This window comes from Mesorhizobium sp. M0998, assembly GCF_040318885.1.
Lineage (GTDB): Bacteria > Pseudomonadota > Alphaproteobacteria > Rhizobiales > Rhizobiaceae > Mesorhizobium.
This window is the reverse complement of record NZ_JAMYND010000027.1, coordinates 1-14,337: the sequence shown is the minus strand read 5'-3', so window position 1 is coordinate 14,337 and position 14,337 is coordinate 1. Positions and strand designations below refer to the sequence as shown.

At 59.4% G+C, this 14,337-nt stretch carries 15 protein-coding genes and 1 pseudogene; 7 read left to right on the top strand and 9 right to left on the bottom strand.

The annotated features are described in order from the left end of the window. Positions 1-788: 788 nt before the first annotated feature. The 8 genes and pseudogenes from NKH59_RS23130 to NKH59_RS23095 form a co-directional block, all read right to left on the bottom strand. The gene (locus NKH59_RS23130) at positions 789-1,241 is read right to left on the bottom strand and encodes an MAPEG family protein (RefSeq protein WP_352473188.1); all 453 of its coding nucleotides are present in this window, start codon (positions 1,239-1,241) and stop codon (positions 789-791) included. A 6-nt stretch (positions 1,242-1,247) separates the two neighbouring features. Next, a complete protein-coding gene (locus NKH59_RS23125) occupies positions 1,248-1,754 on the bottom strand; it encodes an SRPBCC family protein (protein ID WP_352473189.1) in 507 nt (168 codons plus the stop codon). Position 1,755: 1 nt separating this feature from the next. Further along, the gene (locus NKH59_RS23120; protein WP_353023190.1) at positions 1,756-2,103 is read right to left on the bottom strand and encodes an ArsR/SmtB family transcription factor; all 348 of its coding nucleotides are present in this window, start codon (positions 2,101-2,103) and stop codon (positions 1,756-1,758) included. Positions 2,104-2,290: 187 nt separating this feature from the next. Beyond that, a complete protein-coding gene (locus NKH59_RS23115; RefSeq protein WP_353023188.1) occupies positions 2,291-3,610 on the bottom strand; it encodes a DUF2130 domain-containing protein in 1,320 nt (439 codons plus the stop codon). 694 nt (positions 3,611-4,304) lie between these two features. Next, entirely contained in the window at positions 4,305-4,571 is a 267-nt protein-coding gene (locus NKH59_RS23110) for a hypothetical protein (RefSeq protein ID WP_352503773.1), read from the bottom strand. Positions 4,572-4,690: 119 nt separating this feature from the next. Next, entirely contained in the window at positions 4,691-4,942 is a 252-nt protein-coding gene (locus NKH59_RS23105; protein ID WP_352773274.1) for a type II toxin-antitoxin system Phd/YefM family antitoxin, read from the bottom strand. Between the two features lie 245 nt (positions 4,943-5,187). Continuing rightward, positions 5,188-5,439 (bottom strand): annotated as a pseudogene (locus NKH59_RS23100) (Tn3 family transposase); the annotation flags it as partial. A 1,291-nt stretch (positions 5,440-6,730) separates the two neighbouring features. Further along, positions 6,731-7,012 carry a VanZ family protein gene (locus tag NKH59_RS23095; protein WP_352503771.1) on the bottom strand — a complete coding sequence of 94 codons (282 nt, stop codon included), beginning with the start codon at positions 7,010-7,012 and terminating at the stop codon, positions 6,731-6,733. Between the two features lie 653 nt (positions 7,013-7,665). Here NKH59_RS23095 and NKH59_RS23090 point away from each other — a divergent pair. The 7 genes from NKH59_RS23090 (at position 7,666) to NKH59_RS23060 (ending at position 13,858) form a co-directional block, all read left to right on the top strand. Beyond that, positions 7,666-8,868 (top strand): ABC transporter substrate-binding protein, encoded by a 1,203-nt coding sequence (locus NKH59_RS23090; RefSeq protein WP_352474565.1) that lies wholly within the window; start codon positions 7,666-7,668, stop codon positions 8,866-8,868. A 78-nt stretch (positions 8,869-8,946) separates the two neighbouring features. Then, on the top strand, positions 8,947-9,813 hold the full coding sequence (locus NKH59_RS23085; protein WP_352452194.1) for a branched-chain amino acid ABC transporter permease: 867 nt from the start codon (positions 8,947-8,949) through the stop codon (positions 9,811-9,813). A 5-nt stretch (positions 9,814-9,818) separates the two neighbouring features. After that, a complete protein-coding gene (locus NKH59_RS23080) occupies positions 9,819-10,793 on the top strand; it encodes a branched-chain amino acid ABC transporter permease (RefSeq protein ID WP_352923050.1) in 975 nt (324 codons plus the stop codon). A gap of 4 nt (positions 10,794-10,797) precedes the next feature. Continuing rightward, entirely contained in the window at positions 10,798-11,577 is a 780-nt protein-coding gene (locus tag NKH59_RS23075) for an ABC transporter ATP-binding protein (protein ID WP_352474568.1), read from the top strand. Between the two features lie 2 nt (positions 11,578-11,579). Next, the gene (locus tag NKH59_RS23070; RefSeq protein WP_352503769.1) at positions 11,580-12,302 is read left to right on the top strand and encodes an ABC transporter ATP-binding protein; all 723 of its coding nucleotides are present in this window, start codon (positions 11,580-11,582) and stop codon (positions 12,300-12,302) included. 8 nt (positions 12,303-12,310) lie between these two features. Continuing rightward, positions 12,311-13,051, top strand: coding sequence for an aspartate/glutamate racemase family protein (locus tag NKH59_RS23065; protein ID WP_352503768.1), 741 nt, complete (start codon positions 12,311-12,313; stop codon positions 13,049-13,051). Positions 13,052-13,153: 102 nt separating this feature from the next. Beyond that, positions 13,154-13,858, top strand: a complete 705-nt coding sequence (locus NKH59_RS23060; RefSeq protein WP_352474573.1) for a GntR family transcriptional regulator — start codon at positions 13,154-13,156, stop codon at positions 13,856-13,858. Positions 13,859-14,103: 245 nt separating this feature from the next. On the opposite strand, the gene NKH59_RS23055 is transcribed toward NKH59_RS23060, so the two are convergent. Further along, on the bottom strand, positions 14,104-14,337 hold a 234-nt coding region (locus tag NKH59_RS23055), incomplete at its 5' end, for a hypothetical protein (protein WP_353023186.1).

The following is a 14,337-nucleotide window of genomic DNA, read 5'->3' as shown; positions in this document are numbered from 1 at the left end:
GGAAACTCGTGCCCTGCGGTTCTGATGGAACCCACAATGAGAGGCTTGAGGCGCTTTCGCCTGACGTGCGCGCGAACATGTCCCTGGAGAAACCATCAACCGAGCGTTGGAAACCTGCTCGCAACAAGAAATCCACCCATTAGCAACTCCAACGCATCGAGTGCCTCTTCATCCCGCAAATTGGTCAGAGCTACGCTGTCCACCAAGACAACCTTTTCATTGTCTATGTCATAGACTTCCCAAAGTCCGTCCCTGATCCTTCGGATGGCGTGTCGACGCTCCATAAGCGGAACCTAATACTCGAGTCGCGGCGACGTTGATAGAAAATTCGGGCACGAGCCGATCATAATAGTGGAAAACCGCAGGTCGCCCTGACGATGCTCTTACGATTGAGCCCACGAAAAAGCGCTTCAGAAAACGAAGAGCACCGATGGCGGCAGCACGACAGGCGGTGCGCCGGCTATCACCAGTCCTGTGTTGAGGGCAGGTTGGTTTCCGCTATCAACCGCTTCGTCATCGACCACAAGCTGCAGTCATAGCCCTTCGTCTGGACCGACGATCCCGACAAAATCATCACGGCCGCCGCGCGTGCACCAGGTGCTGGAGTCGATCCATAGCATTGACTATAGCAGTGTGGCGGTCCGCGAATGTCCGCTCTCCCAATAGGCAAGTTCGACCCCAAACAGACGTCCTCGTCAGTCTTTCGCTAGTCGACACGCAGGCCTCGATGGCGACGACGTCCGTGAACGACAGGATTGGAGCTTTCGGTACTGACATACGGTTCTACCTCAGGCAAAGAGCAAATCGTGGACTACGGCGCCCATCAGGACAACGATTGCGAGCAGGGAGACTGCAAAAGCGATCGTGCGCCAAGGCTGCATGGCCTTCAGATAGACTATCGAATGTACGATCCTGGCGACTACAAAAATTGCGAAAATGGGAATTGCAATTGCTGCCTTTCCTCCCGTGAAAACAAAGAGCAGGCCCAGCAGCAGAAATGGATAGATCGTGGCCTCGGCATTGCGGTGTGCGCGCAGGAGCCGCGCGACAGTTGGCGGGTCAATTTCTGACACGGGTACACCATAGCGAGCCCCATCCTCCGGATTGATTGCCACGCCACCCTTCGCGCGGATCGCCCCGCTGGAAGCCCAGAGCATCAGAAGATTAAGGCATAGAACGACGCAGGTGATGGCATACGCCACCAGAGCCGCATCTGCCGCTGTCCAGATTGATTGTTGCATCTAATGTTACTCGCCGCTGCTCGGAGCAGTTGACGGAGAGCTGGATGTCCGTTGTGCCATCGCGCCAATATGTGCGGCAAGGTTGTCCAATGTCTTGGCCGTTCCGGTGTCGATGCCCATTTTCAGATATTGCTCCAACCGTTCCGCCGAGCCGCACTCGATCCTCACCGTCAGAAACGTCTTGCCGCCAGTCTCGTCGAGAATGACACGCCCGATCGCCCCCATTGCTTCGAAGACGAGATGACGCGGCGGTGCGATCTCGCGATAGACGCCAGCGAACTGGTTGGCGCCAGGGGGATGCCGGTTGACGAACCTGAAGGCCCCTCCCGGACGCAGGTCGATCTCGCATTGTGCGAGCGGTTCGCCTGATGGATCCCACCAGCATGCCACATGCTCCGGCTGCGTCCATGCCTCGAAGACCTGTTCACAGGGCGCAGCAAGCACGCGCGTCAGAATGATCGTGTGCTTGTCCCGGTCGAGTATCAGGTCGGTGTTCGCGATCCCTGCCAGCATGCTACTTCTCCTTTTTGCCCATTTTTTCGAGGTGGCGATCCAGATTGTCGAGCCTGTCTTCCCATTGGCTGCGAAACGGCTCTACCCAGTCGGCAATATCCTTGAGAGCCGTTGTCACCAGCTTGCGCGGTCGCCGCTGCGCATCACGTCCGCGTTCGATGAAACCCGCATCCTCCAGCACCTTGAGATGCTTGGAGATCGTGGGTTGACTTCGTTCGAATGGTGCCAGCAGTTCCGACACCGTGGCTTCGCCCGTCGCAAGGCGGGCCAGGATCGCGCGTCGCGTGGGATCGGAGAGGGCCGAGAATGCCTTGCTCAGACGGTCGCCGGTGGGTCCATATATTGCCATATGACTATATAGCCATATGGCGATTAACGAGTCAAGACCTTAGATAAGAGGCCGTCGGCTAGGCACGACGATTGCCTCGGGTGGGCGGGCTTCTTTTGCTTACCCTATCCGAGGAGTCCGAAGGGTATGTCTGGGGAAGCCGCTCCAGATTGCCAATCGTTTTCCTGTTGAGCTGCATACCGATTGCCTATTCGGCACCGGGCGGAAATGTTTCAATGGCCAGGACCTCCAAGCCGTCAATTTCTTGCATCACCTTTCCAGCGATGCCTTGCAAGTCGCCGTACATCCCCGCGGTCGACTCGATTACGCCTTGTATTTGAGCCTCCCGCTTGGCCCACAGGCGTGTTGTGGCCTTGCGTTCCTTGGCCAGGTCCTCCTGCATATCAGAGAACTTTTCGACGATGGCCTCGACGCGATGGCGGAACCGCGGACCGGTCAGATAGCCATAGACCTGCTCCATTTTGGTGGCTTGGCCGTCCTGGGCGAGGCGGGAGTTCGCCAGCTCGATGAGTGATTGTCGCAGCATGATTGCGATCGGCATCGCGCATTTGGGATGGGCGACATAGACCCCGTCCAGAAGATCGAAGGTTTCCACACCGGCAGGCAGAGCTTCCGAGATCATAAGCGCAATGTCCGCCTTTGCGGCCCGCTGATCAGCCCTGAGCTTCCCCAACCAACCCTGGCTCCAGTTCTTGGTGCGTTTCGATTCCCACAAAATGGCGCCGCATGGCTGGCCGGCCGGTCCGACGACGCGGTGCAGGACATCTCCGCCGAACTCACCCTTGGCAACCGGTTCAATGACGTCCATCGGGAACCGGCCGGCAATGACGGCTTCCAGCTGAAGCTCCAGAACTTCACCCTGCAGCTGCTGGGAACCCTGTTCCGCACGGCGCTTCAGCTCCTCAATCTGACGCTGCATGCCTGCGATCTGTTCTTCCTTTTCCGCGACCTTCATTTTGAGCCCGTCTTCCGCTTCCGACCTCGCCTTGACGCGAACGGCGTCCAGCCCCTCCTGGATCTTCCTTTCGATGGTCAGCGCCATCTCCCGGCTTTCGTCGTCAAGCGCACGCTGCTTTTTCAGGAATTCCGCCTGTTGCTGCTGGGCCTCGGTGAGCTTTTCGTCGCGCGCCTTCAACGTCGCCTCCAGCTCGGCAAGCTTCGTATCCTTGTCCTCCAGGTCTACCGAAAGCAGCAATTTTGCCTTGCGGGCTTCCTCGACCGCGATTCCGGCACGCTCAAGCTTAATTTGCCCAGCCACCTGGTTGGCGATGTCCTCTTTGGCGGCGACGATCTCGGCCTGCTGGCGCTTGAGCTCCTCTTCTCTGGCAGCCATCGATGCCTTGCTCTGCGCCAGGCGCATTTCGTATTCTTCACGCGTGGCGGCAATCAAAGGGGCCGCGAGCGACTCATTGAGCTTGATTTCCGTCTTGCAGCTTGGGCAGCTGATTGTCGGTTCATTGAGAATCCTGTCCCCCTGCAGCATGGTATTGATGGGCTGGACGGTCATCTGCGCGCTGCCTCCCTGAGGAATCAGTTAAAGGACACGCCAGACTATATATCTCGCCACGCGTTTTCGGAAAAGAACAAAAAGTGAACCAATTTTCTGCGGCTCCATGAAGTCCATGTGATCGGCGATGTATCTGCGCGTGCTGACTGAGAAGGCGAGGGCCCGGGAGCCACCATGGTCGCCGTATCGAGAAGCAGTCTCATGCAGGCATATTGGATATCGCGTGCGATATTGCAAGAGGACCGAGCTTTTCGTAAATTGCCTGGCTTGGGAATTCCAAATCGCAGTGCTCAAGTATTTGCACGCCACACTACGACCGCGCGGCAACTGAACTTGTCTTGCCGATCATCACGCCGCTCAATGCCCTCGATCTATACAGAAGAGCGGGCATGCCATGGTGGACGAGGCCAAACCTGGGAACGACAGCGCAAGTCACGATTACAGGGCTGACATGTCGGCACGAGATATGGTTGAACGAGCCGTCCTGTCGATCGCCCGTTTGTTGGGTCGACGGGCTGCTCGGGAGCATTTCGAGGAATTGCAGGCGGCCAACGACAACAATGTCCACCTCTTGAGAAAACACCGTCAGAAGGGGAGGGTGGGGCGCGAGGAGAGGGCGTAGGGCGCCCCGCGCTCCGGTGCTGGCCCGTTCGATGCGGGTAAGGACCGGAGGCCCGCCAAGAAATCAGTACGGCTATTTGCGAACGATGCCGCGCAATCGACGCTGCGCCGCCGTCTCTTTGATCACGCCAGCAATTTTGCGGACAAATGCGGGGCTGAACGCGCCGATCGGCGTCGTCGTCACCAGATCATAGGCTTCATCGACCGGCACCCGGTTAAATTCGTCCAGGATCAGCCATGACGGATAGTCGAGGCCGCCGCGGCGGCATTCGATTTCGCTGATGGCGAGATGCGGGCGCGACCGGTGGGGTTTTTGCGAAGTCAGCGGAAAGAGAAACAAGGCTGGGCGTTGCTAGCGTCCGGACAACGATGCAAACCGGCCTCGCCTTGCGTCCGGATTCCTCGCCGGCGTCTGCTTCCCGCGCCCATAGGTAATAATATCGGAGCAGATCGCCAGCTTTAAGCATCGGGCGTGTCGCCGGAAATTATGGCATCCAGTCCTGTCATGAGTTCATTGTGGACTTCATCCGGTGCGTCCTCGATCGTATAGGCGACCGAATGCGGCTGGCCGACGAGCTGGTGGTACTGAGCAGCGGACAGGATGACGAGCTTTTCCTTGCCGCGCTTGGTCAGGGCCACCGGCTCGATCAATGCCGTTTCGAGGATTTCGCCTGACACGCGATTCATGTCGGAGAATGTGAATTGCTTCATCGCCGTACTTCCTTTTAAAGTACCTACAATAGGTAATTCACGTAAGAAAAGCAAGAATGGTGGCGCCCACGCGCCACCTTTCCTATCAGCATCGACCCGCTCGAAAGAGCGGCATTGTCCGTTCATTGCTGAGTGCGGCGCGGTTGGTCTGGAACGTGTGGCCGTCCCAATCCTTCCATGCCTCCCAGCCTGGGGTCGGAGCAAGAACAGTTCCCAGCGACACGAGGTTGAACGGAGCATGAACGTCATGCGGCGTGGCGTAACCGAGCCGGAAGTCTGAGCGACCGGAAGCTTTCACGCATCTGATGTTCTGTATCCCAGGTATAGATGCCGGTCAGATTAATGTGTTCCCAGCTCAGCGGCGAGACGTGCTTGAGCGGATGATCCGGGATCTCGCGGTGCATTTTGCGCAAGTGGGTGACGGCCCGTTCGATATAGACCGTATTCCAATGCACGATCGCGCTAACGATGAGGTTGAGGCCGGAGGCGCGGAGCGCCGCCGTCGCCGCGCCGGTCGCGCCAGCCATCGATCGTATCGGAGCGGCTGACCGCCGTGACGTGCGCTGGAACGATGTAGATGAGCCTAAGGACCGATTAACCATAGACAGAACTTCTGCTATTGCCGAACAAGCGGATATTCCTCCGGAAGCTCATCATCCATGGCTAAGGCAGCCGGGGCTATAATACCTGCAGCGCATGGCCGAATCTGCTCGCGTTCGCACTATTTCACGGCTTTCCCTTCCACGCGCCGGTTGAGAGCGCGCCCCGAATCCGTGGCATTGTCAGCGATCGGCTCCATTAGCCCGCGGCCGTCACCACTATAAACGAGGTTGACAAAACAGATGGCTACACCGGGCTCAACGAGGCTATGTTGGGTCCCGCGGGCATGGTGGCTGATCAGGTACGCCATAGCTGCGAGTAAATGCGGCACCGCGGGCTCGGCCCGACCGGTGCAGGCCGATATTCCCAAAAACCTGCGTATGAAGTTACTCGGTCTTTCCACTTCCGCGCTGCTAACCACGATGAATTCCGCGGCCGCCCTGTCGTACTGCGCGCCAGATGACGAACCTTGTCGGCAATCTACCGATTTTCCGATTCTTATTCTATTCGGAGTTCTGGTTGTGATGGCGATGGTCTCCAAAGTCATCACATATTTCCGGCAGAAACAGGGGCGAAAATAACGGAGTGGGCGGCTGCGCATAACGGGCGGCGCGCTATAAACTTGGAGTCAATGTTTAATCACTGGGCTGCCTATGCAGCGTTTGAGGGCAACTGTGAAGCGGCTTTTTATCGCGGTTCTGGTCGCATCTGTGGTTCTTAGTTCTCAGGCTAGGTCCGCAGTCGATCCAATGATCAAGGCCGAACAGAGCGCGCTAATCAGATGTAATTTGGGGTGGGCCGCAAAACTAGCGGTCCAGCCTGGCGCCCCGAGTACCTTAGCAAGAAAAGCGCAGCAATTGTGCGCGGGAGAAGACGCAACGTACGACCGCGTGGTGCGATTGTCCCTTCGTTACAAGGTGATCGCCGACAGATACATGCGCAAAATACATGCCTCTCAATTGAGGTCTAATGCCGCGATGATTGTTAAAGTCCGCGCTCTGATGAAAAAGAGAAGGCCATAACTCCCCTCGGCTGCTATGCGCAGATCGGCTTGCGGATGATAGTCTCAGTGATCGCTGCGGCCTTACTCAATGCTCTCTGAAGTCCTGCAGCGAAGCGTGACGTAGATCCTCTTCGCCGCGCATATGCTTCACGCGGCCGATTAGCCCCAGCTTGACGGGTCGTGACCTAGGAGAATCCGCTGACTAATTTCTTTGTCCAGCTTGCAATTGCGAGCCCGCAAGCGACGCCGACACAATCGGCAAACCAGTCGAACATATCCATGTCGCGGCCTATCATTTGCATGCCCTGGAGGATCTCGATCGCGGCGCCGGTAAGAGCAAGAAAAATGGTCAGTCTTGCCCTGTGCTCTGGCCAACCGAGACTGCCGATAGCCGTCAACACGACGAAAGCTGCGGCGTGATTGAGCTTGTCATCATGAGAGGTGAAGCCGAAGCCAAAATTCTGCAAAAGCCACTCCGGTGAGAGTGCGAGCACGAGGACACCGGCCAGTGTGACCAGAAAAGCAGTCCTTGCTGCGATGGGAAAAGATCTTGCACGCAAAAAAATGGGGTCACTCCTTTTCCGACGTTACAGGCCGGTACTTCGAACATAGCCGTCCGCACGTAGCGGCACATCGGAACAGAGTCCACTGCCGCGGGAGGGCTAGGCAAAAGCCATTAGCTGGCCTTCCGCGTTCAATGCGGCAGGATCAGGGCGGGCGCCAACTACCCGAGAGCTGAGCCGGTCTTGCTCCAGCATTTTCGGCACGCGCCGTCTGCACCATTTGCGAAGTTCGTCGCGGGAGCCCGAGAGCTGCTCTCGTTGGCGACCGGGTGGGCATCATCGGCGGAATGAACTCGGGACGGCCGGCGCCGGTACTACAATTTTACGCACCCAGTCAATACTAGGCACAAAGCTTATATTAGCCAGAGCGAACGGAGCGTGATTCTGGAAGGGCCGCGATGCTGCGGACCGCGTCCTTCATCTACGACCGCACAAGATTGTCAACAATCTGTAAAAGTTTTGTTGACAGATAATAGATTTGAGCCCTCACTCACAAAACTCCGCGTATCGGTCGAGTTCTGTCGCAACAATGCGCGGCCTCCAAAGGGGAAAGAACAATGATCAATAGACGTTCAATAATCACATTCGCCGCGCTCGGCACCGTCTCTGCGCTGGCAATCATGGCCGGCGGCACAATCACGGTGCACGCCGCCAACAAGGAACTCAAGATCGGCTTTGTCGGCGTGACGAGTGGCGCGGCCGCTGCGTGGGGCACATCCAACGTCCGCTCGATGCAGACGCGCGCCGCCTGGATCAACGAAACCGGCGGTGTGAAGATTGGTGACGAGACCTATGACATCAAAATCGTCACCTTCGACGATCAGAAGGACCCCAAGCGGGCGATCGCCGGCATGGAGAAGATGGCCCAGGAGGGCATCCACTATGTCGTCGGTCCGAATGTTGACGATGGCGCGGCGGCGGTGCGTCCCGTGGCAGAATCCAAGGGCATCATCTATTTTCCCTACGCATTCCCGAAGGAACTCTACACCCCACCGGCGTCCAACGCTGTGCTCGGCATGATCGCCAACTACCAGTCAGCTCCGGCGATCTACAAATATCTCATGGAAAACAGGGGCGTGAGAAAAGTTGCCTTTGTCGCCGCCAACGAATCCGATCCGCTGAGCCAGCGGGATGGCGGTGTTGCCGCGGCAAAGGCGCTCGGACTTGAGGTTGTGGCTGCCACGGACGTCTACCAAAACGATACCCGCGATTTCACACCGGTACTGACGCCGATCGTTCTGCAAAAACCGGACCTGCTGGTGCTTTCGGGTGTCGCGCCCGGCAATGCGCCGCTGCTGATCCGCGCCGCGCGCGAGCTCGGCTACGAAGGTCTGATCTCCACCGAAACGGCGCAGGATGCCAAGGTGCTGGAAGAGGGCGCGGGTGAGTTGGCCAACGGCTTCATCTCAGTCGGCGGCGCATCGACGCCCGAAATCGCGTCCGACATGATGAAGGAGTTCGTCGACCGCTATACGAAAATGTTCGGTGAATACAATGACGAATCCAACACCAAGGTCTACGCGCTCGAATACATCATCGAGACGCTGAAGGCGAACCCGGCCGCGATCGACAATGTCGAGGAGTTCAAGAAGACGATCGACACTTTCTCGGCGCCCAATCCCTATCTGAAGGGCGATGCCAAGCTGACCTATGTCGGAATGACGTCGTTTGGCCAGAAGCGCCAGCTTTCGGTCCCGATGGTGGTCACGGAATACCGCGACGGCAAGTTCGAGACGCTCTTCGTCGCTCAAGTCGATTGACGCAACTGCACTGAAGCGGATTGCCGCAGAGGCTCGTGCATTCGTCTTGAGCCTCTGAATGGCCGGGGAACCATCCTGATGGAACAAGTCATCGCCAACGGGCTCTATCTTGGCGCGCAATACGCCTTGATCGCGCTCGGTCTGACCCTGATCTTCGCGCTGATGAACGTGCTTAACTTTGCCCATGGGCAGATGTACGTTCTCGGCGGCTTCATCACCTACACCGTCTATGGCCAGCTCGGCATGCCTTTCGTCGTCGCGCTCGTTGCGTCCGGGATCACGCTGCTGGTTATTGGAGCGCTGGTCGAGAAATTCCTTTTCAGAACGGTGATCAAGCGAAGCGTGCGGGAGGAAAGTACGATGCTTCTCGCGGCGGCGGTCGCATTCTTCCTCGACGCCGTGATCCTCCTCCTGTTCGGTGAAAAGCAGCGCGGCGTGCCGAAGATCGTCAACGGCGTCTTCGTCTCCGACAGCCTCATAATGCCTTACGACCGGCTGCTGGTCGGCGCACTCGCCATACTGTTCATCGCCTCCTTCGTGCTTTTCATGCAGTACAGCAAACCGGGACGCGCCATGCGGGCGCTGGCGCAGGACCGGGTCGCGGCGCAGCTTATGGGCGTCGAGGTCGACCGCTATTCGATGATCGGCTTTGCGCTCGGCGCCATGCTTGCCGGCATAGTCGGCGGGCTGCTGGTCGCCATCACCGGCGTCAATTCGGGCATCGGCGGCCCGATCTCGATCAAGGCGTTCTTGATGGTGATGATCGGCGGGGCCGGCGTGGTCAGCGGAGCGATCGCCGGCGGCTTCATCCTCGGCATGATGGAATCGGTCGGCCTGACGGTGCTACGCCAATATGGCGACGTCACTTATCTCGTCATCTTCGCCGCGCTGATGGTGTTCCTGAGCATCCGCCCGAACGGGCTCATGGGCAAGCCGTGGGGGTGATCGACATGAAGCGTACACGCAACATCCTCGGCGTCGCTCTCTTCCTGCTGGTCGTACTCATCGGCGTGCCCTGGCTGATCGAGGCGACCGGTCGGCTCGACCTCTACTACACGCTGACTTCGGTCGCGCTGCTCAGCATCGCCAGCGCCGGGGTGTGGGTGACTTTCTACATCGGCCGCATCAATATCGGCCAGGGCGCCTTCGCGCTTATGGGCGGCTATGTTTCGGCCATCCTTGTCGTCCAGCATGGTGTGTCGTTCTGGCTGACACTGCCGCTGGCTGGGCTGTTCTGCGCCGCTGCAAGCGTGCTGATCGGGCTGCCCATCCTCAGGCTTCGCGGCGTCTATTTCGCCATGGTCACGCTGGTTTTGACCGAAGTGGCGCGGCTGCTCGCGCTGGCACTGCCGATCACCAACGGAGCCAAAGGCATGGTCAGCATTCCGCTCCCCGGCGGCATCTCGATCTTCGGGCTGAGCATCCTTCCGGATTTCGCGACGCTCGCCAATCCGCGTCCCGCCTTCTATCTCGTCTCGGTTGCGCTGATGGTGCTGTGCTTTGCCGGGCTTTACCGCCTTGTCCATTCGCGCATCGGCAAACTCTGCCAGTCGTTGCAGCAGAACGAGGAACTGGCCTCCTCGATCGGCGTCAACATCGCCTATTTGCGCGTCATCGCCTATGCCATCTCCTCATTCCTCGGCGGTCTCGGCGGTGCGATGTTCGTCGCCATCTCGCAATCGATCTATCCGTCGAGCTTCACCGTCACCGACTCGGTGAACTTCATGCTGAACTGCTTCCTCGGCGGGCTCGGCCACGTCTTCGGGCCGATGATCGGCACCTTCGTGCTCTATTTCGGCTGGGATTTCCTGTTCGAGACCGGCGAGTTCCAGTTGCTGATCTTCTCTTCGGTGCTGATCGCGCTGATGCTGTTCCTTCCCAACGGCCTGCTCAGCCTCAGGCTGTTCGGCAAGAAGCAGGGCTAGGACCATGACTGAGCTTCTCCAGATCAAGGCAGTGACCAAACGCTTCGGCGGGCTGGTCGCGGTCAACAATGTTTCCTTCGCGGTCCGCGAACGCGAGATCCTTTCCGTCATCGGCCCCAACGGCGCCGGCAAGTCGACGCTGTTCAAGCTGATTTCCTCTTTCCTCAATCCGACCTCGGGCGAAGTGCTGTTCCGGGGAGAGCGGATTTCAGGCCTGGCGCCGCATATCGTCGCCCGGAAGGGCGTGGTGCGCACGTTCCAGGAGACGACGATCTTCAAGGGCATGACGGTGCGCGACAATGTCATAATCGCGCATCACCTGCGTTCCAATGCCAGCCTTGCCGGCTTCTATCTCGGCACGAATACCGCACGGCGCGACGAGGATGAATTCGGCCGCTCGGCCGACGAGATCATCGACTTCCTGGGTCTCGGCGCGCAACGGCATGAGATCGCCAGCACGCTGCCGCACGGCCATCTGCGCGCGCTCGGGATTGCCATCGGGCTCGCCACGAACCCGACCGTGCTTCTGCTCGACGAGCCCTTCGCCGGCATGAACCATGACGAAACCGTGCGCGCGGTGGAGATGGTGCGCGGCGTGCGAAAGCGCGGCGTGACGGTCCTGCTGGTCGAGCACGATATGCCCGCCGTCATGAACATTTCCGACCGCATCGTCGTCCTGAACTTCGGTGTGAAAATCGCCGAGGGAACGCCGAAGGAAATCCAGGAGAACGAAAAGGTCATCGAGGCCTATCTCGGCGCCGAAGATGAGACGATCGGATTTTAGCCATGAGCGAACTGCTGAAAGTCTCGGACGTCGAACTCTACTACGACCATGTCTATGCACTGAAGGGTGTGTCGCTGAGCGTCAACGAGGGCGAGACGGTAGCGCTGATCGGCGCGAACGGCGCGGGCAAATCTTCGATCCTGCGCGCCATCACCGGCCTGAAGAAGGTCCGCAGCGGCGAGATTCATTTCCAGGGCCACCGCATCGACGGAACGCGCCCGGACGAGCTGGTCAGGATGGGCATCGCCATGGTACCTGAGGGTCGGCGCGTCTTTTCCTACATGACGGTGCGCGACAATCTGATGATGGGCGCCTTCACCCGAACCGACAAGGCCGAAATCGCAAGGACGCTGGACATGGTGCTCGGGCGCTTCCCGCGCCTGAAGGAACGCTATTCCCAGACGGCGGGTACGATGAGCGGCGGCGAACAGCAGATGCTGGTGATCGGGCGGGCGCTGATGGCCAAACCGAAGCTTCTGCTGCTCGATGAACCCTCGCTCGGCGTCGCGCCGAAGCTCGTTCAGGACATCGCCCGCTCGATCGTCGCGATCAACCGCGACGAAAAGGTCAGCGTTCTGCTGGTCGAGCAGAATTCGCGCATGGCGCTGCGCATCTCGCAGCGTGCCTACGCACTGACGACCGGAAAGATCGCGCTGGCCGGACATTCGGCTGAGCTGCTTGGCGACGACCGGGTCAAGAAACTCTATCTCGGCGGCGAAATATGAAAGCGCAAATGGACGTACTCGTCGTCAATCCCAACACCACCGCGTCCATGACCGAAAAGATCGGCGAGGCGGCGCGCCGCGCGGCTTCGGCCGGCACCAGGATCATCGCCGTCAATCCGAAGGACGGGCCGCCGAGCGTCGAAGGCTATTTCGACGAGGTCTTCGCCATCCCGGGAATGATCGGCGAGATCCAAAAACATCCGGCGGCGAGCGCCTGCGTCATCGCCTGCTTCGACGACACCGGCCTCGACGCAGTACGCTGCGTCGGCGAGATGCCGGTGGTCGGTATCGGCGAAGCGGCGTTTCACATGGCGAGCCTGATTGCCGGCAAGTTCAGCGTGGTGACGACGCTGTCGCGTTCGGTGCCGGCGATCGAGCACAATCTGGTGCGCTACGGCCTCGCCAGCCGCTGCGCCAGGGTGCGGGCCAGCGACGTTCCCGTTCTGGAGCTCGAAGTGCCCGGCTCCAACGCCCGCCAACGAATTTCGGAGGAGATCGAGCGCGCCATCCGCGACGACCGGGCCGAAGCGATTGTGCTGGGATGCGCCGGCATGGCCGACCTCGCCGCCGCGCTCAGCCGCGAACATAGGCTTCCCGTGCTCGACGGCGTCGCCTGCGCAGTAAAACTCTGTGAGAGCCTCGTCGGCCTTGGCCTGTCGACCTCAAAGCGCGGCGGCTACCAGGTTCCACTCGAAAAATCCTTCGCCGGAATCTTTGCGTCCTTTTCGCCCTCCGGCCGTGTATCCTGATGCGTGCAAAATTGTTGACATTCCCACACAGGATGTTCGATGTCCGGCCGGAAACGCGGTGTTCGCGCCGCTAAGCGATCCGGCCGCCGGGACAATGAGACGATGGACCTGCTTGGGCCAAAGCCACGGGATGGCGACAAGCCGACGATGCGCTGGTTTCCGGTCTATGCCGGCCTGCGCGACGCCATCGTCAGCCACCGCCTCGCACCGGGCACAAAACTACCCGAGGACGAACTCGCCTCGATCTATTCGGTGAGCCGCGCGGTGATACGCGCGGCGCTGCAGGCGCTGTCGCATGACCGCTTGGCTCGGCTCGAGCCGAACCGCGGCGCGTTCGTCGCCCAGCCGACCAAGCAGGAAGCGCGCGAGGTGTTCGAAGCGCGGGCGCTGATCGAGCCCAAGGTCGCCGCGCTTGCCGCCGAAGTGGCAAAGCCGGCCGAGATCGCGCAACTGCGGCTTCATCTCGAAAAAGAGCACGAGGCCCTGCATGCCGGCCGCGACAGCGACGCCATCATGCTGTCGGCAAAATTCCATGTCGGCATCGCCCAAATCGCCGGCCATTCTATCCTGACCGGTTTCGTCAAAGACCTGCTGTCGCGGTCGTCGCTGATCATCGCGCTCTACTGGCGCCGCCGCGACACCACCTGCGAAAGCCACGCCCATCACGCCCTCGTCGATGCCATCGAAAAGCACGACGCACAAAACGCGTCCGACCTGATGCAAAGCCACCTCGTCGAACTTCTGTCGGGCCTTGATCTGTCGCTTGGCGAGAAGAAGCCCGAGAGCCTGTCGGACATCTTGCGCTGATCTGCGCTGTCAAACTCTTCGCCAAGCTTCGCATTGCACATGTCGTCGCGATGCTGGACGAATATCGGATCACCCGCAACCGACACCGGCCAACGAAGCTCGCGCGTAAGTGGCTCTCAAAGCTGGTAAAGCCGAAGTGCCATACTGGATCGCCCCCGATCGGGCGCTCACGGCGACGCCAGGATGCACGTCAACCCGCAATTCTGACCTGGCGCCTACCTCTGAAACGTCCCAATGCGACGTTTCTACTTGCCAGTAACGCGACGTTCGAACTTGGTTGCAACATGATCCCAGGTTGATTGGCGATCCTGCCCCCCGTCCACCCGGTTCCGAAACGGCACCATGCGCCATCTCGGGACGTTCGCCAATGCGGCGGGGAACTTCGCGATCCGACCGATAGTGTTGAAAAAGTCCGGGTTGCAGCAGTCCTGAAGCACTGATTCAATCTTCGTCGTAAGAGGAGATTGAGTCGATGATGG